Below are 17,624 nucleotides of genomic sequence, written 5' to 3'. Positions count from 1 at the left end.
AACACCCAATTTAACAATGATTTTCACGGAGAGAGTATATGAATAAAAGTGTTCGTTATATTAGTAATTTAACGCGTGATACTTATGCAATCATTTTAGCTGGTGGCCGAGGATCACGTTTACATGAATTAACCGATTGGCGTGCAAAACCGGCATTGTATTTCGGGGGTAAATTTAGAATTATCGATTTTCCCTTATCGAATTGCATTAACTCAGGGATCAGGCGAGTGGGTGTGGTAACCCAATACAAATCACACTCATTGATCCGCCATGTGACTCGAGGTTGGGGACATTTTAAAAAGGAATTAGGCGAGTCGGTTGAGATATTACCTGCATCACAACAAACCTCAGGAAACTGGTATGAAGGCACTGCCGATGCTGTTTTTCAAAACATTGACATTATTCGCCATGAAATTCCGAAGTATGTAATGATTTTATCAGGCGATCATGTTTATCGAATGGATTACGCCGGCTTATTGGCTGAACATTCAGAATCTAAAGCTGATATGACAGTGTGTTGCCTAGAAGTCCCTTTAGAAGAAGCCGCAGGCGCTTTTGGGGTTATGGAAGTTGATGAGAACAATCGTATTATCGGATTTGAAGAAAAACCGCTGCATCCTAAGCCTATTCCAGGCAAGCCTGATAAATGTTTAGCCTCGATGGGCAACTATGTCTTTAACACTAAGTTTTTATTTGACCAATTGAAAAAAGATGCCGTGAGTGAAGGTTCTGAGCGTGATTTTGGTAAAGATATTATTCCCAAGATCATTAAAGAACATAATGTGTATGCATTTCCATTTGTTAGTGCCATTGAGGATGAGCCTGCATATTGGCGAGATGTAGGGACGTTAGATTCATTTTTTCAGGCCAACATGGAGCTATTGTCACCTACGCCCGCATTAAATCTTTATGATGCTAAATGGCCAATATGGACCTATCAGGAACAATTACCTCCGGCGAAGTTTGTATTTGATGATGAAGACCGTCGCGGTATGGCTGTTGATTCCATCGTTTCGGGAGGCTGCATTATTTCCGGCGCTAAAGTCAAACGCAGTGTGTTATTTGATGAAGTGCGTATTTGCTCATATTCATTGGTTAAAGACTCGGTGTTATTGCCTGATGTTGTGGTACTGAAAAACTGCAAAATCAAAAATGCGATACTCGATCGCGGCTGTATTATTCCAGAGGGCATGGAGATTGGTTATAACCATGAACATGATATCGCTAGAGGTTTTAGGGTGTCAGAAAAAGGCATCACTTTGGTAACGCGCAAAATGCTCGGGCTGGCTGTTGGCTATGAATAAGGATTGTGAATGAAAAAAGTGTTATTAGTTGCCGCCGAAAATGATGCGCTTATTAATGCCAAAGTGGGCGGAATGGGCGATGTCATTCGCGATCTGCCCTTGGCGTTGAATAGCTGTTCTATCCTTGCGGATGTGGCGATGCCAGAATACGGCTTTTTAAAAGATTATTACGCTGCAAAAAAAACGGCTGAAGTCTTAATACCTTATGGTAATAGAACTGAGAGTGTGAAGATTTATAAAATGTTGCGGCCAGCAACAAAATACACTGTGATTGAGGCTAATCAATCGATTACAGAAAATCAGGATAACTCGTTTCAGCAGCAAAATTGGGTGTACTTGTTTGCTCATCCATTGTTTAACCAAGACGATGGCAGTATTTACACACAGGGAAGCGCAGACAGACCGTTTGCTGATGATGCTAATAAGTTTGCCTTGTTTAGTTTAGCCGTCGCTCAGGCATTGTTAGAGGGCAAGTTGGATGATTATCAGGTCATCCACTTACATGATTGGCATAGTGCGATGATTGCCATGTTAAGGGAGTCTGTAGCCCAGTTCTCCCCGTTAAAAGCCATAAAATGTGTATTTACGATCCACAATCTTGCCTTACAGGGCATAAGACCTTTCTGCGGTGATCAATCCTCTTTTTGCCATTGGTTTGCACAATGGTTCTCGAATGATTCATTACTTCAAAATCAATCGTTATCCAAAGCGATTTTGGATCCGCGTTACACCAGCTGCGTTAATCCGATGCGGATGGGCATAGTGTTGAGTGATATGGTGCATGTGGTATCACCTAGCTATGCAAAAGAGGTATTACGCACATCAGATCCACAAACAGGTTTTATTGGTGGTGAGGGCTTAGAGCTGGATTTACAAGCTAAAGCTGAGCTGAATCAACTTGTCGGAATTATCAATGGTTGTAATTACCCTGAGGTAAAGGCTTTTAATGGTAAATCTATTCAAATTAAACAAAGGTTGTCTCTGCTTAATAACGCGCAGCATGCTTTGATTAAATGGCAGGCGCATAAAACATCTGTCAGTGCTGCTGATTTTGTTGCCAGCCAAAGATTACAACAATACATTACCCAGTTATCATCCGCGCGTAAAACAGCCAATGCGAGCTTACTGATTACATCCGTTGGCCGTTTAACCTCGCAAAAAGTGATGTTGTTTTTACAAAAACTGGCCAACGGCAAGGCAGCATTGACGCAAATACTCTTGGATTTATATGCCCATGAACCTCATGCCATAATGGTCATTCTTGGCAGTGGCGATGAGCATTTATCGAACCAAATTAAAATCATTGCTGCGCAACATCCTAATTGCCTTTTCTTAAACGGTTATGATGAAGCCCTGTCTGAAGATTTGTATCAGCAAGGTGATTTGTTTTTGATGCCAAGCAGTTTTGAGCCCTGTGGGATCAGCCAAATGTTGGCCATGAAACACGGACAGCCATGTTTGGTGCATGCGGTAGGTGGATTAAAGGATACTGTGAAGCATCAACAAAATGGTTGGTTATTTGCTGGAACTGATGCAGCGCAGCAAGCTAAACACTTTGTTGAGCAGTTTAACCTTTGTCTTGCATACGATTCTGAGACCTTAGCAAGTATTAAGCTTGCGGCATCCGAGGCTCGCTTTGAATGGGCTAGGGTAGCGCAATGTTATGATGAGCAGCTTTATCGAATATAGGCCAGATAATGCCGCGTAATTCACTTTGTTATCAACACAATACAAGTTCAATTGGAAGCAAAGTGGGGGCCATTTGAACCACAAACAACAAGGCCATTTACCTTAAGTAAATGGCCTTGTTAAATTTACATGGTGTAGAGCCTCAATGCGATGGGCTAATACACAACCCAATACTCATTGCTAACCACGGTATCCAAATAACTTGTGCTTAATAATTTCTGCAACCACAGTGTCGGGTAATGCTTGCTGCCATTCGTCCGAGCCGCGGGCAAGCTGCTTAAGAATTTCGCGTGAATAGATACTGAATAGATCAATATTACTGGTTTCAATGCCTTTAATGAAATCGTTTTCAACCAGATGACGGTACAAGTACCGCAGATTTGAAGGCACAGTCACATTAGATAAGTCGTTTAATACGCCTTTATCATCCAGTTCAGGGTAGACAAATAAGCGGGTATTATCGGGGAATAACTTACCAAAACCTTCTAGAATTCCGCCTTCAAGACCGCGATAAAACTCAACATCAAAAATTTGTTTAATGTTGATCATTCCCACAACAATACCGATTTGATGATTGGTAAACTGACGGAAGTAGGCGCGTAATGAGAAGTAACGGGTGTAATCCGACACTAATACGTTATAGCCTAGCAAGTTCAGTAAGCGTACACGTTCAAGAATGTCTTTTTCAGACATATTGGCATCATGGCCTTGCAAGTCATTTAAGGATATTTCGGCGATTAAAATGGTGTTATCAATATCAACACCTTCTAATTCCGAAAACGCCTTTTGACCTTGTTCAATCATGTCTACATTTAACTTGGTGACGGGCTTAAATGATCCACGAATAGTCAGCACGTTTTTCTTGTATAGCATTTCTGCTGGCACACCAATGCTGCCATCGGGTTTAAACATTACAGCGCGGGTTTTCCAACTGCGGATTAAATGGATGTTCTTGGCTTTATTATCTATATCTTCAAAATAGGGACCCTGAAACTCAATCGAGTCAATCTCAATACGATTGGCTTTCATGTTATCGGTAAGCGAATCGATTAATTTTTTAGGATCTTCGAAATAATAGTAACTGCCATAAATTAAATTCACACCAAGAATGCCTAGTGCATGCTGCTGAGCCTCAGCGTTGTCATCAAACATGCGTACATGAACCACAATATTTGATGGCTCTGCACCTGGATACATTTGTACTCTCACACCACACCAGGCGTGACACTCATTGTCACGATTGAAACTTTTAGCCGCAACTGTGGCAGCATAACTAAAGTAGCGCGACGAGCGAGAGCGCACATCGGCAACCCGTTCAACCACTAAGTCGTATTCTTGCTCCATCATGGCAAGTACCCGACCTTTACTGACATAACGGCCGTTTTGCTGCACACCATAAATCGCATCGGAAAACTTCATGTCGTATGCGGACATGGTTTTAGCAATCGTTCCAGCGGCAGCTCCAGCTACGAAAAAATTACGCGCCACTTCTTGGCCTGCACCAATCTCTACAATTGTGCCGTATTTTTTGTCATCCAAATTAAGTCTAAGGGCTTTTTCTTTGGTACTGCGAGAGCTTACTTGCTTGTCCATATTACTTCCGATCTGAATAATAAATTTGCTGGCTAATCATAGTGTAAATAACAAGTTTTTTAAATGCTTTGAATACGTGTTCACTAAATTAAACCCTGATTACTCGCTATAAACGGCAATTGCTATCCGTGTTGGCGCTATCGATGAAACAGGCAGAGTATTGATTGCTGATTAATACTGCACTTCGCTTAATTTATCTAAGGTAGTGGTACAGCTATCGAGAAAAATTTCGATAAAGCATTTTACCTCCGGCATGCTGGCTTCAAGCTCTGCCAGTTTACGGTCTAAATTCTGCTTCACATGTTCAAATTCATTGTTGTGAAATCTGAGTTCATTTTTAGTTTTCACATAGGCTTGTAATATATCAGCCGCTTTCACAATGGCTTTGTATTCAGGATCGACTTCAGCTTGTACTATTAATGGCTCCATTGCTGCGCGTAAGTCTTCTGGTAGGGTCGCTAGACACTCTTTTTCAGCTAAGTCTTCTAATCGCTTAAACGCTTTAGTGAACTCTGGATTATGGTATTTAGTATTTGAGTTGATGTCCTGTAGTTTGGTTTCTGATACTTCATGATAAAGAGCTAAAGTTGCGGCTTTTTCAGGATTTAAGGTGCCACCAAAGCGGGTGTTTTTAATCACTACCAATAAATGGGCAATTACGGCAACTTGATGACAATGCTCAGAAACATTTTCCTCTTGAAAGCAGTGCATTAATGCCCATCGTTTTAGCAATGGCAATCGGGTTATCCAGGCCATAAATGTACTTTGTTTCATTGTTTTCCTTATCTATTATTGCTAATTAATAATTTATCATACCTTAGAAAGCAAAATGGGCTGAATCAATCAGCCCATTTTTCAGATTTACATTATCGCCGCTGTTTACTGGCGGTAATCTTCTAGGAAATTGCCAAATTCATGCAATGCTTTAGTCAAATCTTCCTTATGCGGCAAGAAAACCACTCTTAAATGATCGGGTTCAGGCCAATTAAACGCGCTGCCTTGCACTAACAAAATCTTCTTTTGTTTAAGCAGTTCGAACACCAGACGCTCGTCGTCACGTAAATTGAACTTTTTCATGTCGAGTTTCGGGAACGCGTATAAAGCGCCTTTGGGTTTTTTGCAACTCACGCCAGGGATAGAGTTCAATATTTCATAACAGGCATCACGTTGTACTGTCAGTCTGCCATTGGGTAAGATCAGCTCATTAATCGATTGATAACCACCCAGTGCGGTTTGGATCGCATGTTGATTGGGTACATTAGAGCACAAACGCATAGAAGCGAGCATTTCTAAGCCTTCAATATAGCTTTTTGCCGCTTTTAAGTTGCCGGTTAGCATCATCCAACCCACTCTAAATCCAGCCGCTCTGTAGGCTTTAGAAAGTCCATTAAATGTAACAGTTAAAATGTCATCAGAAAGCAGGGCTGCTGGCACATGTTGCGCTTCGTCATATAAAATTTTATCGTAAATTTCATCTGAAAATAAAATCAAATCATGCTGACGGCAAAGCTCAATCACCTGCAAGATTAATTCTTTTGAATATACCGCGCCTGTTGGGTTATTAGGGTTAATTAATACAATGCCACGGGTACGAGGACTGATTTTACTTTTGATATCTTCAATGTCTGGAAACCAATCGGCTTCTTCATCGCAGCGATAATGCACAGCTTTACCGCCCGCTAAATTTGCCGCCGCGGTCCAAAGTGGATAATCAGGTGAGGGGATTAGCATCTCATCGTCAGGGTTTAGTAAGCCCTGCATGGCCATCACTATCAGCTCAGAAGCACCATTGCCAATATAGATATCTTCAATATCGACTCCGAAGATCCCCTGTGATTGGTAATGTTGCACAATGGCTTTGCGAGCTGAAAATAATCCCTTTGATTCACAATAACCTTGTGCACTCGGTAAGTTTAAAATCACATCACGAACGATCTCTTCAGGGGCTTCAAATCCAAACGGTGCAGGGTTACCGATATTCAGCTTTAAAATTCGATGGCCTTCGTCTTCTAAGCGACGTGCTTCTTTATGAACTGGTCCACGAATGTCGTAACACACAGTATCTAATTTATTGGATTTGATGATTGGACGCATACCGCTCTCGTTAAAATACAACTAAGTGGGCGAACCATAACGAATTAATTGGCTTTGTGGAAGTGTTTGATAATGAAATTTTGGTTAGTTTTTAGTTGATTGCGCTGTTTTGTTAAGAACAAATAGCGTTTAAATCTTATTTAATGGGGGCAAACGCAATCAATTTAGTGTTTTATGCTGCCCGATAACAAAAAAGCCAGCGATTAAGCTGGCTTTTGGCTAATTTACAAAATGTGATTAAACACGCTTTTTAAATTCACCGGTACGAGTATCAATTTCAATCTTGTCGCCAACTTTAACGAAATCAGCAACAGTCACAGTACCACCACCTGTAATGGTAGCTGGTTTCATAACTTTACCTGAAGTATCGCCACGAGCTGATGGCTCAGTGTAGATAACTTCACGAACGATATGAACAGGTAACTCAACAGAAATTGCTTTGCTGTTGTAGAAAGTCACTTGACACTGATCTTCCATACCATCAACAATATACGCAGCAGCATCACCTAAGTTATCAGCTTCAACGTCGTATTGGTTGTATTCTTCATCCATAAATACATACATAGGATCTGCGAAGTAAGAATAAGTACAGTCAAGACGTTCTAGAATGATATCGTCTAACTTGTCTTCACCTTTGAACGTTTGTTCAGTACCAGAATCAAGCAATAAGTTTTTTAGTTTTAACTTAACGATTGCAGCGTTACGGCCAGAACGAGTTGTTTCAGTTTTTTGCACAACCCATGGGCTGCCATCTAACATGATCACGTTACCAGGACGGATTTCATGAGCAGTTTTCATTACACTATTTCCTATAATTTATCGATGTCGATTTCTATTTCGAGCAGTATCTTAGCGACTTTTCATAAATTGAACTAGTCGCGAAGCAAGATCTGCACTATTTAATGCAGTCATCGGCCATTTTTTTGCGTGTTGCAGCAATGGCAAATGATTAAATTCGAGTTTTTGCCAATGATTGACTGTGTCAATTTGATCACCTTGGTTGAACGACAGGTTCAATTCACACCATGGCTTAGCTAAATCAGGCGCTAGATTATCGCAGTAAATTTGCATAAAAGCTTCTAATTTTATTAGGTGATAATCATCTTCTTGCGGATAAATGTGCCAAATAAAAGGTTTTGCTGCCCATTGGGCGCGCAAAAAGGAATCTTCACCGCGAACAATGTTAAAATCGCAACTCCATAATAATCGATCATAACCTTGCTGATCTGTCATGGGCAGTATGTGCAGTGTGACATTGCCTAGGGTTATTTGTTGGCCCGCGACAACCTCATTTACTGAGCATGGCAAAATGCTTGTTAGGCTATTTAAACTTCTTCCTTTTGGAATAAGAACATGAATTGGGTCATTCTGTGTTTGCCATGATTGAATTAATGCCAACAATGATGGTGTTTCATAACTAAACACTGAAATAACCCGATGTTCTGCCTCTATGCCGCTTAAGCCTAACTCGGCAAACAATGCCAACTTGTTGGCTTTATCACTTTGCCAACTATCACGTAAACTAAACAGGTTTTGCTCGCAAATTAGTCCACCTGTTTTGTCTGTAAAGCCTGGGAGATAAAAGTACTTCTGCAATCCACTGGTTTGACATGACGGTAAACCGTGGCAACCCTCAACCCAATCTTCAGCAGATAAGTATTCTAAATTTAACCAAATGGGGAGCTTTGCGGGGGAGTCTTGTTTTAATTTAGTCAGTTTTTGAATTATCGATGAAGGGATTTCACAGGCAAAAGCTTCAATTAAACAAGAGCCTGAAACATATTTTTCAGTTGATGATTCATTCCAGTGAATAATATTAACGTCATAGAATGTTTGATAAGTTCTGCAAGGGTCGAGCTTAGGTAAAATGTGAGAGAAGCTGTTGAGATCGTCTACCCATAAATTAACCGTAATTGCGTATTCTGCTGCTAATTGTTTAGCTAAACGCCAGGTAACACCAATGTCACCATAGTTATCAACAACAACGCAAAAAATGTCCCAGTGATTAGCATTGATAGGAGTTGAGTCTAAATCCAAAATTATCTCCTATAGCCATACAAGATACATGCTCGATATGAATCGAGTTTAGTTAAACCTTGTCGGTGTTTATTTGTAAATGGGTTTATTCAAATTAATAAAACGAAAAAGCGGCTATCAAACAGCCGCTTTTAAATTGGATAACGTGTCAGGAAATTAACCTTCTAGTTCCGCTAAACACATTTCTTCGTAAATTTGTTTAACCCAAGCGTCAACACGTTCTTCGGTGAGTTCAGGCTGACGATCTTCATCAATGCCTAAACCAACAAAGTGGTCAGCATCAGCAAGGCCTTTAGAAGCTTCAAAATCGTAGCTTTCGGTAGGCCAGTGACCAATAATGATACCGCCACGAGCTTCAACTATGTCACGCACCATTCCCATAGCATCAAGGAAGTATTCAGCGTAATCTTCTTGATCACCACAGCCAAAAATGGCCACTAACTTGTCGTTAAAGTCGATTTGTTCAAGTTCTGGGAAGAAGTCATCCCAATCACATTGAGCTTCACCGTAATACCAAGTTGGAATGCCGAATAATAATAAATCATATTCTGCGATTTGTTCTTTAGTGCTTTTGGCGATGTCTTTTACATCAACCATTTGCTTGCCCAGTTTCTTCTGGATCATCTTGGCGACAGCTTCGGTGTTACCAGTGTCGCTACCGAAAAATAGACCTACAGTTGCCATGGGGTATCCTTTCAATATCAATTTCGCTTTGTGCGATGTTCGAAAAATGAATCAGTTGTCGACTTGCTGTTGCAGAATATGCTCGATTAACTGGCTACGACTGATGTTACTGGCCAAAGCCTGTTGATTCAAGGCGTCGTATAAATCTTGTGACACCTTTAACTCTATTCGCTTTAAACCGTTAGCGCGATCACGCTGAATTTGGTTACGTTTATTGATCTTTAATTGTTGTTCACGAGTGAGTGGATTACTTCTAGGTCTTCCACGTCGTTTTTCACTGTCAAAAAGGTCAATGGTCGTTCTATCTGCTGTTTCTTTTGCCATATCTCTTATTAACCAATACCTGAACCTTCCCAGGTCATTTGAATAATGCCTTTTGCCACAAAACCTGCACACCCTAAAAATAATACACCCCAGACGATTACTCGGCCGAATTTTGGTACATTACCTTGTTTGAGCACATCCCTGATGGCCATACCAATAAAAAAGAAAATTGCTGCAAAAAAGAAATCCAAACTGAGGCTTTCTATTTGTTCCATATATTGATTCAGCATACTTTACCTTTTAAAGACTTCTTCTACGGCAAAAAAGAGGCGCGAATATATCACATCATACTCGCAACGGCTATCTGTCGTAGTGTAAATGCTTGAAAAATAGTCGCCAGTTTAGCGTAAAAAATCACCGACAATTCGATTAAATATTTCAGGCTTTTGTGCATGTAACCAATGACCTGTACCGTTAAGTGTTTTCGCCGTGACGTTGGGAAATTGTTGCATAATGGCTTCACGATGATCAGCGGTAACATAGTTCGACTCTCCACCACGAATAAACAGGCAAGGTTTATTGTATTGCAGCGAGCGATTATCTTCAGTTAATTGCCAATCGATAATACGATCATAACAATCTATCAGTCCTGCTAAATTCATTTTCCATTCGAAACCTGACTCAGTGCGTTGTAGGTTTTTCAACAGAAATTGCGCCGTACCTTCATCAATTCCAGCATCAATAAGATGGGTCAACGCCGATTTACGGCTTGTTTGTTGATTGAGAGGCAAAGAAGTTAGCCCTGCAAATACTAGTTGGTGTCGAGGTTGATAACTAACAGGGGCAATGTCGGCAACAACTAAACTGCTAATCCGCTCAGGATATAGTAGAGCCGCAGCCATGGCGATTTTACCGCCCATTGAGTGACCCACAAGTTTAACGCAATCAAATCCAAGTTGGTCGATTAAGTCTAAAACGGCTTTGGCTAAGGTAGGATAATCCATGGTATGCCAATGTTCACTTAATCCATGATTAGGTACATCGACACGAATGACTTGAAAATCAGCTTCAAGGGATATGCCTAATGACTTTAAATTATCTAAGTTACCAAACAAACCGTGGATTAAAATAACGGGTTCGCCATTGCCTGAGGTGACGTAATGCATGTACTTGCCTAACTATCTAACTCTGATGGCGGCGAATTTTGCGTTATGACGGGGAGCAAATCAAGTTTTGTTGCTGATTTAATCTGCAACACGACAGCGATTTTTAAATAAACTTGTCAGTTAATGTTGATTATCTATCAATTAATCAATTTGGGGCTTTATTCTTGCCCGAGGCTTAGCTTAAACTGGCACGATAAACGATCGCAATCGATCTAAAAGAATAAATTGAATTCGCAAGGTATGGTCTTATGGGCTGGTCTTTACCACTATTGTGATTATATCTTCGACACACAAAAGGATGATTGAAATGAAATACATTGAAATTGATGAAGAACTTTACCGTTTTATTGCAAGCAAGACTGAAAGAATTGGTGAGAGTGCTTCAGAAATTTTACGTCGTTTGTTAGGTCTTCCCGTTGAATATGTTGCCGATCACACACCTGAATCTATTAGCCAACCGGGTCTTGATGCCCTTGACGCGAATGCAAGAGATGCATTATTTAATAAAGCAAAGACCATTGTTGAGCAATTAGTTAATCATCGCGCCCAAGTGAAAGCTGAATCGTCAACTCAGGTAAATGCAGCCGTTACCCCAGAACCTATGCCGACATCTCCTGTTGCGCCTGTAGCTGCAGAAGCTAAAGATGCTAATGCCGTGTCAGCAACCATGGACTTTAAAGCGGTGATTAATGAGCACTTAATCAGTCAGCAAAAGGGTGCGGTAGGTCGTTTCATGTTTTTGCTTGATGCATTGGCCAACCAAGCTGGTAGTCATTTTGATCAGGTATTACAAATTCAAGGAAAAGGGCGTCTTTATTTTGCCCGCTCTAAACAAGCACTATTAGATGCAAGCCAATCTGCAAATCCGAAAGAAATCGGCCAAAGCGGTTATTGGGTCACTACTAATAATAACACCGCAAAAAAACAAACCATTTTATCTGAAGTACTTATCCATCTTGGGTGTGATGCCCAACAAGCTTCTACTATTGCAAAATACATTTAATCGATAACAAGGAGACGCGGCGTGGCAATTCATGAGCGAGCAGGGACGTTAGCATTAGCAGAAGATTTAGTGAATATTCCTAAGTTAATGAGTTACTACTACCGAATGATCCCTAATGTTGAAGATGTTCAACAAAAAGTGACTTTTGGCACTTCGGGTCATCGTGGTTGCGCTTTAAAGTCTAGCTTTAATCAGAATCATATTTGGGCAATTGCTCAGGCGGTGGTTGATTATCGCAAAGCCGCTAACATTACAGGTCCTATGGTTGTCGGCTACGATACGCACGCTTTATCTTATGCGGCATTCATGTCGGTTGTTGAAGTCATGACAGCGAATCAAGTCAAAGTGCTTATCCAAGCCAATGATGGCTATACACCGACACCCGTTGTGTCACAAACCATTATTAGTGCCAACCAAAGCAAGCCTATTGCCTTAACCGATGGTCTCATTATTACCCCTTCGCATAATCCTCCCCAAGATGGCGGGATTAAATACAATCCACCACATGGTGGACCTGCCGAGGGCGAAATTACCAAGCAAATTGAAGATAAAGCCAATGAGTATTTAGCACAGCAATTAAGTGGTGTTAAAAAAGTTAACTACGGCGTTGCGCTGGCTTCTGGTTGGGTACAAGAAACCGACTTTATTGCGCCTTATGTTGAGTCTTTGGCTGAGGTGATTGATTTTGACGCCATTAAAAAAGCGAATCTGCGTTTGGGTGTCGATCCTTTAGGGGGCTCAGGTATTTATTACTGGCAACCTATTGCCCAGCGCTATGGTTTAGATATCACTTTAGTAAATAATAAGGTCGATGCTACTTTTGGATTTATGACATTAGATAAAGATGGCAAAATTCGCATGGATTGCTCATCACCTTATGCTATGGCCGGCTTATTGCAACACAGCGAAAGTTTTGATTTATGTGTTGGTAACGATCCCGACTATGACCGCCACGGTATAGTTTGTCCTGGATTTGGTTTAATGAATCCTAATCACTATTTATCGGTAGCGATAGATTATTTAATTCGTCATCGTCCACAATGGGCCGAGACTTTATCAATAGGTAAAACTCTGGTATCGAGCGCCATGATAGATAGAGTGTGCGCGAGCTTGAATCGAGCTTGTTTGGAAGTGCCTGTTGGCTTTAAATGGTTTGTGGATGGTTTGGCGAACAGTACAATTGCATTTGGTGGTGAAGAAAGTGCCGGTGCGGCATTTTTGAAACGTGATGGGAGTACTTGGTGCACTGACAAAGATGGGTTTATATTAGCGCTACTCGCCCTTGAAATGACGGCTGTAACAGGCAAAACACCCGCGCAAAGATATCAAGAGTTAACGGCTGAGTTTGGCGAAAGCTTCTATAGCAGAATTGATAGCCCAATCAGCTTAAAGAAAAAAGCTAAATTTGAGCAATTAAATAGCCAAAGCTTTACCGATACAACACTTGCAGGTGAATCTATTAGCGCTATTTTGACACACGCGCCGGGGAACAATGCGGCCATTGGTGGTATTAAGGTGACTACTGAAAATGGCTGGTTTGCTGCACGCCCGTCGGGTACAGAAGCTTTGTTTAAAATTTATGCCGAAAGCTTTATCAGCCAACAACATTTAGACGACATTATTACCCAAGCACAGCAAATGATTGATGCAGCACTGAAAGGCTAACTAATTTTAGCGCTATGGCAAATGCAAATCAAACCGCTGTTTGCACCGCTGGCGGTGTTGACTTGCAATAGACCCGCAACTGGCGAGTAAATTTACAAAGTTATCGGCACAAGGTTAAAGTTTGACTGTCAGACCAATGAATTGCATAGTTTTATACTTTTGTGACTCATCGTATATCCTGGTTTTAGGTTCACTAAAGCATTAATGTTATATACAAAAACGCACTCTGTTGAGTGCGTTTTGTTTGCAGCGAGTGTTAATTAACTCGCAAATATGTACAGCATCACATCTTGAATGTAATGAGTTAGTCAATATCGCTTTATAGCTTATCCCGCCATACTGTTTTGGCTGGCTATTTTTTCATTTTCCAAATAATGCCTGCAACAACAGCCACTAATATGATTGCTGGTGCCATTTGTTCAAAATGATGAAACAAACCCTGCGCACCATGACCTTCATGGGCTAAAGCTGCTCCAGAAATAGCCATTAAAGAGAGAGACCAGATGAATTTATTCATTACTATTTCCTTAATTTATATGTATTAGTAAAACATTGTTTTTATAATTACATCACCGCTAAGATGACGTTGTTGCTTGAAATCTAAGTATCCATTTCTAATTGCATTAACATCATGTCTTCACCGTCAACAACACGGGTATCTGCTGAATTGCAATCTGGACACAACACCACACGATGCATCTGCTCAGAGCGTGTATTACAGTGATTACATTGCAACACTAATGGTTGAATATGCATGTCCAAACTGGCCTTGGCGCAAATCCCGTCCAATTTGAACGTATTGAACGCTTGCGCTAATAGACTTGGTTCAACACCACTTAATATGCCCACTTTAATGTCCACGCGTTCAACCGCAATCGCTTGATGCTGCTTTGCTAAAGCTTCACATTGTTCGATGAGCGCCATAACGATAGAGTATTCGTGCATTAACAGATCCTTGGCAGTAATTCACCTTGGGGTAAGTCTAAATAGCGATGACTTCCCCACGGGGTGGTTAATACCACTTTGCCTAAATGTGTTTCGACGACATTGCCAATGATGCAGGCTTTTTCACAGTGGCCGTAGCGCTGTAAAATTTCTACCGCACCATCGGCGGCTTCACGGGGGAGCGCAATGACAAAAGTACCTTCATTGGCAAGATCATGTGCTTCAAATCCAAATAGCTCACATAAGCCCTTAACTTCATCTGCAATGGGAATCGCTTTTTCAATTAAATTAATACCCACATTGGAAGCTTTAGCCCACTCATTCAACACGGCGGCAAGTCCACCGCGGGTTGCATCACGCATAGCATGAATGGGGATGTTTGCTGCAATTAATTGCTCAACCATAGGCCATAGACTGGCACAATCACTAGTGAGATCAGACTCAAGTTCAAGTCCTTCTCGTGCCATGAGTATTGCTGCGCCATGTCGACCAATATCCCGAGAAACAATGATGACATCATCTGTTGATAGGTTTTGGGTGGAGATATTTGGCATGATGATTCTGCCAATGCCTGTAGTATTTATAAATAAGCCATCTGCACAACCCCGCGGAACCACTTTGGTATCCCCACAGACAATACGTGCGCCCGATTGTTGTAATTCCTCAGCCATACTTTCGACTATGATTTTGAGTTCGGCTATTGAAAATCCTTCTTCAATGATAAAACTACAACTGAGGTACTCAGGCTGTGCTCCCATCATGGCGAGATCGTTAACTGTGCCAGCAATAGCCAATTTGCCAATATTGCCACCGGCAAAGAAAAGGGGTGATACAGTGAAAGAGTCGGTTGTAAACGCAACAGGGCCAGAAAGCTGTAATTTGGCAGCATCTTCTTCGGCACGAAGAATGGGGTTATCAAATGCTTTAAAAAAAAGCGACTTAATTAATTGGTCCATTTCTTTGCCACCACCACCGTGACTGAGTTGGATTGTTTTATTAGCATCAAGCATGGGGTATTTCTCCGTAACGATAATAAGCGTTACATGCGCCTTCAGAACTCACCATACAACTTCCTAGTGGTGTTTGCGGACTGCAACCACGGCCAAATACTTTGCATTCTTTCGGGCTGGCAAGACCGCGTAAAATATCACCGCACTGACATGCTTTGTGATCATCAATTGGCTCTGTAGGTAACACTGATTTAAAATGATGTTCTGCATCTCTTTGAATAAATTCATCTTTAAGCTTGAGCGCGGATTTAGCAATTGGCCCTAGTCCGCGCCATCTAAATTCGTCTCTTAGCTCAAAGTAGCGATTAACTAATTGTTGGGCGTGAACATTGCCATCAAAAGTGACTGAACGGGTATATTGGACTTCAAGTTTGGCTTCATTGGCCGATTTTTGCTTAACAATAGATAAAATTGATTGCATCACATCGACGGGTTCAAAACCTGATACCACGACTGGGGTTGAGTATTGGTCAACCGCTGCCTGATAAATTTTTGCACCAGAAATAACACTGACATGTGCAGGACCAATAAAAGCATTCACTTTGGCATGTTTCTCTGCCATAACGGCATCGATCGCCGGCGGTACTAGCACATGGTTAATGTGAAACAATAGATTATTAACCCCTTGCTGTTCAGCTTGCTCAATGAGTGCCGCGGTCATGGGGGTGGAAGTTTCAAAGCCGATCGCAAAAAATATCACCGTTTTATCTGGGTTATCCTCAGCAATCTTGAGGGTATCGAGTGGATCATAAATTGGCCGGATATCACAGCCTTTTGCACGGTGATTTGCCAAACTCCCCGTTGAACCAGGCACTCTGATCATGTCACCTAAACTCACTAAGATAACATTAGGCTGATTAGCTAACGCAATGGCGTGATCGATACGCTCTTTGGGCATTACGCATACTGGGCATCCAGGCCCATGAATAAATTTAATATTTTCTGGTAATAACTGCAGTAAGCCATATTTCATTATGGTATGAGTATGACCGCCGCAGACTTCCATGATATTCACATCAGTGTCTAATCCGGATGCCAGTTTTTTAATTTCGGTAGCCAACGAATGAATCGTTGCTGGATCTCTGAAACCTTGGTAAAGATAGGATAATTGCATGCTATTCACCATGCTCATTCATTGATGCAACAATTTCTTGGTATAACGCCAAGCTTTGTTGTGCATCGTCATGATCAATTTTGTTCATCACAAAGCCAATATGGATGAGAACGTAATCACCAATGGCTAATGGTTCTGACATTAAATGGCTACTGACACGGCGTTTCACACCCATGGTGTCAACCGTTACACTGGCGTCATCATGAATACTGACAACTTGTGAAGGCACAGATAAACACATAGTTATGCCTCCTGAATATTTGCAGTGAGGTTATTGTCGTGTGCAGTGGCAAGCCAGTTTACCAATGGATTAAATGTTGCTGCATCTTTAACCGATAATTCAATTAAGTCGACATGGGGATTGAGTTTATATAGCTCGGCTTTAGCGTGTTCAAGATTAAAATCAAAATAGGGCAGTAAGTCGGTTTTAGTGATCACAACCACATCGGCTTTACGGAACATAACAGGGTATTTTTCAATTTTATCATCACCTTCAGGTACTGATAGCAAGACAATGTTTTTATGTGTACCCACATCGTAACTGGCTGGGCAAACAAGATTACCGACATTTTCAACAAAACAAATATCTAATTCATCTAACTTGATGTGATGTAAGGCGCCGTGCACCATAAACGCATCCAAATGGCAGGCTGAACCTGTTTGTATTTGGTAAGCAAGAATGCCTTTAGCAATTAATCGGTCCGCATCTCGTGATGTTTCTAAATCACCTTCAATCACTGCATAACGTAAGTTTGAGTATTGGCAAAGATGCTCTAAAAGTGTGGTTTTGCCACTTCCTGGGCTACTCATAATATTGAATGCTGTCACCTGGTGCTGATTAAAATGATTGCGATTATGTTGTGCTTCGAGATCATTTTTACTGAGTATTTTATGAATAACAGACAAGGTTTTTTTATCATTCAATTGGGGGTTAGTTTTCAATGAATGATCGTGATGGTCATGAGTAATTGAACAGCCGCAGTCCTGGCACATAATCTTTCCTAACTAGATGTCAATAAACACAGTCTGCGATAATTTGGCGTTTAAAACCTTGAT

19 protein-coding genes are annotated in these 17,624 nt (G+C 41.1%); 4 read left to right on the top strand and 15 right to left on the bottom strand.

The genetic code is table 11. The features are described 5' to 3' along the window. The first annotated feature begins 38 nt into the window (after positions 1-38). Both glgC and IEY03_RS02655 read left to right on the top strand, forming a co-directional pair. On the top strand, positions 39-1,304 hold the full coding sequence (gene glgC, locus IEY03_RS02660; RefSeq protein WP_188839779.1) for a glucose-1-phosphate adenylyltransferase: 1,266 nt from the start codon (positions 39-41) through the stop codon (positions 1,302-1,304). A 9-nt stretch (positions 1,305-1,313) separates the two neighbouring features. Then, positions 1,314-2,993: a glycogen synthase gene (locus IEY03_RS02655; RefSeq protein WP_188839778.1), complete on the top strand. Its 1,680-nt coding sequence runs from the start codon at positions 1,314-1,316 to the stop codon at positions 2,991-2,993. A 180-nt stretch (positions 2,994-3,173) separates the two neighbouring features. Here IEY03_RS02655 and IEY03_RS02650 read toward each other — a convergent pair whose 3' ends face one another. The 9 genes from IEY03_RS02650 to IEY03_RS02610 form a co-directional block, all read right to left on the bottom strand. Then, positions 3,174-4,586 (bottom strand): TonB-dependent receptor, encoded by a 1,413-nt coding sequence (locus tag IEY03_RS02650; protein ID WP_188839777.1) that lies wholly within the window; start codon positions 4,584-4,586, stop codon positions 3,174-3,176. Between the two features lie 171 nt (positions 4,587-4,757). Continuing rightward, positions 4,758-5,360, bottom strand: a complete 603-nt coding sequence (yfbR, locus tag IEY03_RS02645) for a 5'-deoxynucleotidase (protein WP_188839776.1) — start codon at positions 5,358-5,360, stop codon at positions 4,758-4,760. A 105-nt stretch (positions 5,361-5,465) separates the two neighbouring features. Further along, entirely contained in the window at positions 5,466-6,680 is a 1,215-nt protein-coding gene (locus tag IEY03_RS02640; RefSeq protein ID WP_188839775.1) for a pyridoxal phosphate-dependent aminotransferase, read from the bottom strand. 237 nt (positions 6,681-6,917) lie between these two features. Further along, entirely contained in the window at positions 6,918-7,478 is a 561-nt protein-coding gene (efp, locus tag IEY03_RS02635) for an elongation factor P (protein WP_188839774.1), read from the bottom strand. 51 nt (positions 7,479-7,529) lie between these two features. Further along, positions 7,530-8,717 (bottom strand): elongation factor P maturation arginine rhamnosyltransferase EarP, encoded by a 1,188-nt coding sequence (earP, locus tag IEY03_RS02630; RefSeq protein WP_283103306.1) that lies wholly within the window; start codon positions 8,715-8,717, stop codon positions 7,530-7,532. A 156-nt stretch (positions 8,718-8,873) separates the two neighbouring features. Then, complete coding sequence (gene fldA, locus IEY03_RS02625; protein ID WP_188839773.1) at positions 8,874-9,401, bottom strand: flavodoxin FldA; 528 nt, start codon at positions 9,399-9,401, stop codon at positions 8,874-8,876. A gap of 51 nt (positions 9,402-9,452) precedes the next feature. Continuing rightward, a complete protein-coding gene (gene ybfE, locus IEY03_RS02620) occupies positions 9,453-9,725 on the bottom strand; it encodes a LexA regulated protein (RefSeq protein ID WP_188839772.1) in 273 nt (90 codons plus the stop codon). Positions 9,726-9,733: 8 nt separating this feature from the next. Further along, on the bottom strand, positions 9,734-9,955 hold the full coding sequence (locus tag IEY03_RS02615; RefSeq protein ID WP_188839771.1) for a DUF2788 domain-containing protein: 222 nt from the start codon (positions 9,953-9,955) through the stop codon (positions 9,734-9,736). A gap of 111 nt (positions 9,956-10,066) precedes the next feature. Then, positions 10,067-10,831 carry an alpha/beta fold hydrolase gene (locus IEY03_RS02610; protein WP_188839770.1) on the bottom strand — a complete coding sequence of 255 codons (765 nt, stop codon included), beginning with the start codon at positions 10,829-10,831 and terminating at the stop codon, positions 10,067-10,069. A gap of 307 nt (positions 10,832-11,138) precedes the next feature. On the opposite strand from IEY03_RS02610, the gene seqA reads away from it, so the two are divergent. Beyond that, entirely contained in the window at positions 11,139-11,834 is a 696-nt protein-coding gene (seqA, locus tag IEY03_RS02605; protein WP_188839769.1) for a replication initiation negative regulator SeqA, read from the top strand. A gap of 21 nt (positions 11,835-11,855) precedes the next feature. After that, the gene (pgm, locus tag IEY03_RS02600) at positions 11,856-13,499 is read left to right on the top strand and encodes a phosphoglucomutase (alpha-D-glucose-1,6-bisphosphate-dependent) (protein ID WP_188839768.1); all 1,644 of its coding nucleotides are present in this window, start codon (positions 11,856-11,858) and stop codon (positions 13,497-13,499) included. 352 nt (positions 13,500-13,851) lie between these two features. On the opposite strand, the gene IEY03_RS02595 is transcribed toward pgm, so the two are convergent. The 6 genes from IEY03_RS02595 to hypB form a co-directional block, all read right to left on the bottom strand. After that, positions 13,852-14,016 (bottom strand): hypothetical protein, encoded by a 165-nt coding sequence (locus IEY03_RS02595; RefSeq protein ID WP_188839767.1) that lies wholly within the window; start codon positions 14,014-14,016, stop codon positions 13,852-13,854. Positions 14,017-14,099: 83 nt separating this feature from the next. Further along, a complete protein-coding gene (locus IEY03_RS02590; protein WP_188839766.1) occupies positions 14,100-14,444 on the bottom strand; it encodes a hydrogenase maturation nickel metallochaperone HypA/HybF in 345 nt (114 codons plus the stop codon). Further along, positions 14,444-15,454 (bottom strand): hydrogenase expression/formation protein HypE, encoded by a 1,011-nt coding sequence (hypE, locus tag IEY03_RS02585; protein ID WP_188839765.1) that lies wholly within the window; start codon positions 15,452-15,454, stop codon positions 14,444-14,446. The genes IEY03_RS02590 and hypE overlap by 1 nt, the downstream gene beginning before the upstream one ends. Beyond that, positions 15,447-16,568: a hydrogenase formation protein HypD gene (gene hypD, locus IEY03_RS02580; RefSeq protein WP_188839764.1), complete on the bottom strand. Its 1,122-nt coding sequence runs from the start codon at positions 16,566-16,568 to the stop codon at positions 15,447-15,449. Before hypD ends, hypE begins: the two co-directional genes overlap by 8 nt. Before the next feature lies 1 nt (position 16,569). Continuing rightward, on the bottom strand, positions 16,570-16,809 hold the full coding sequence (locus tag IEY03_RS02575; protein WP_188839763.1) for a HypC/HybG/HupF family hydrogenase formation chaperone: 240 nt from the start codon (positions 16,807-16,809) through the stop codon (positions 16,570-16,572). A gap of 2 nt (positions 16,810-16,811) precedes the next feature. Further along, positions 16,812-17,561, bottom strand: coding sequence for a hydrogenase nickel incorporation protein HypB (hypB, locus tag IEY03_RS02570; protein ID WP_188839762.1), 750 nt, complete (start codon positions 17,559-17,561; stop codon positions 16,812-16,814). Between the last annotated feature and the right edge of the window lie 63 nt (positions 17,562-17,624).

Source organism: Shewanella aestuarii (assembly GCF_014647215.1).
In the GTDB taxonomy this organism is placed as follows: domain Bacteria; phylum Pseudomonadota; class Gammaproteobacteria; order Enterobacterales; family Shewanellaceae; genus Shewanella; species Shewanella aestuarii.
Note: the sequence above shows the minus strand (reverse complement) of the source record. Positions and strands in the feature narration are given on the sequence as shown.

What these genes read in the sequence shown, in the direction of transcription:
- glgC (WP_188839779.1), top strand. Translation starts at nt 39, where the DNA reads ATGAATAAAAGTGTTCGTTATATTAGTAATTTAACGCGTGATACTTAT.
- IEY03_RS02655 (WP_188839778.1), top strand. Translation starts at nt 1,314, where the DNA reads ATGAAAAAAGTGTTATTAGTTGCCGCCGAAAATGATGCGCTTATTAAT.
- IEY03_RS02650 (WP_188839777.1), bottom strand. Translation starts at nt 4,586, where the DNA reads ATGGACAAGCAAGTAAGCTCTCGCAGTACCAAAGAAAAAGCCCTTAGA.
- yfbR (WP_188839776.1), bottom strand. Translation starts at nt 5,360, where the DNA reads ATGAAACAAAGTACATTTATGGCCTGGATAACCCGATTGCCATTGCTA.
- IEY03_RS02640 (WP_188839775.1), bottom strand. Translation starts at nt 6,680, where the DNA reads ATGCGTCCAATCATCAAATCCAATAAATTAGATACTGTGTGTTACGAC.
- efp (WP_188839774.1), bottom strand. Translation starts at nt 7,478, where the DNA reads ATGAAAACTGCTCATGAAATCCGTCCTGGTAACGTGATCATGTTAGAT.
- fldA (WP_188839773.1), bottom strand. Translation starts at nt 9,401, where the DNA reads ATGGCAACTGTAGGTCTATTTTTCGGTAGCGACACTGGTAACACCGAA.
- ybfE (WP_188839772.1), bottom strand. Translation starts at nt 9,725, where the DNA reads ATGGCAAAAGAAACAGCAGATAGAACGACCATTGACCTTTTTGACAGT.
- IEY03_RS02615 (WP_188839771.1), bottom strand. Translation starts at nt 9,955, where the DNA reads ATGCTGAATCAATATATGGAACAAATAGAAAGCCTCAGTTTGGATTTC.
- IEY03_RS02610 (WP_188839770.1), bottom strand. Translation starts at nt 10,831, where the DNA reads ATGCATTACGTCACCTCAGGCAATGGCGAACCCGTTATTTTAATCCAC.
- seqA (WP_188839769.1), top strand. Translation starts at nt 11,139, where the DNA reads ATGAAATACATTGAAATTGATGAAGAACTTTACCGTTTTATTGCAAGC.
- IEY03_RS02595 (WP_188839767.1), bottom strand. Translation starts at nt 14,016, where the DNA reads ATGAATAAATTCATCTGGTCTCTCTCTTTAATGGCTATTTCTGGAGCA.
- IEY03_RS02590 (WP_188839766.1), bottom strand. Translation starts at nt 14,444, where the DNA reads ATGCACGAATACTCTATCGTTATGGCGCTCATCGAACAATGTGAAGCT.
- hypE (WP_188839765.1), bottom strand. Translation starts at nt 15,454, where the DNA reads ATGCTTGATGCTAATAAAACAATCCAACTCAGTCACGGTGGTGGTGGC.
- hypD (WP_188839764.1), bottom strand. Translation starts at nt 16,568, where the DNA reads ATGCAATTATCCTATCTTTACCAAGGTTTCAGAGATCCAGCAACGATT.
- IEY03_RS02575 (WP_188839763.1), bottom strand. Translation starts at nt 16,809, where the DNA reads ATGTGTTTATCTGTGCCTTCACAAGTTGTCAGTATTCATGATGACGCC.
- hypB (WP_188839762.1), bottom strand. Translation starts at nt 17,561, where the DNA reads ATGTGCCAGGACTGCGGCTGTTCAATTACTCATGACCATCACGATCAT.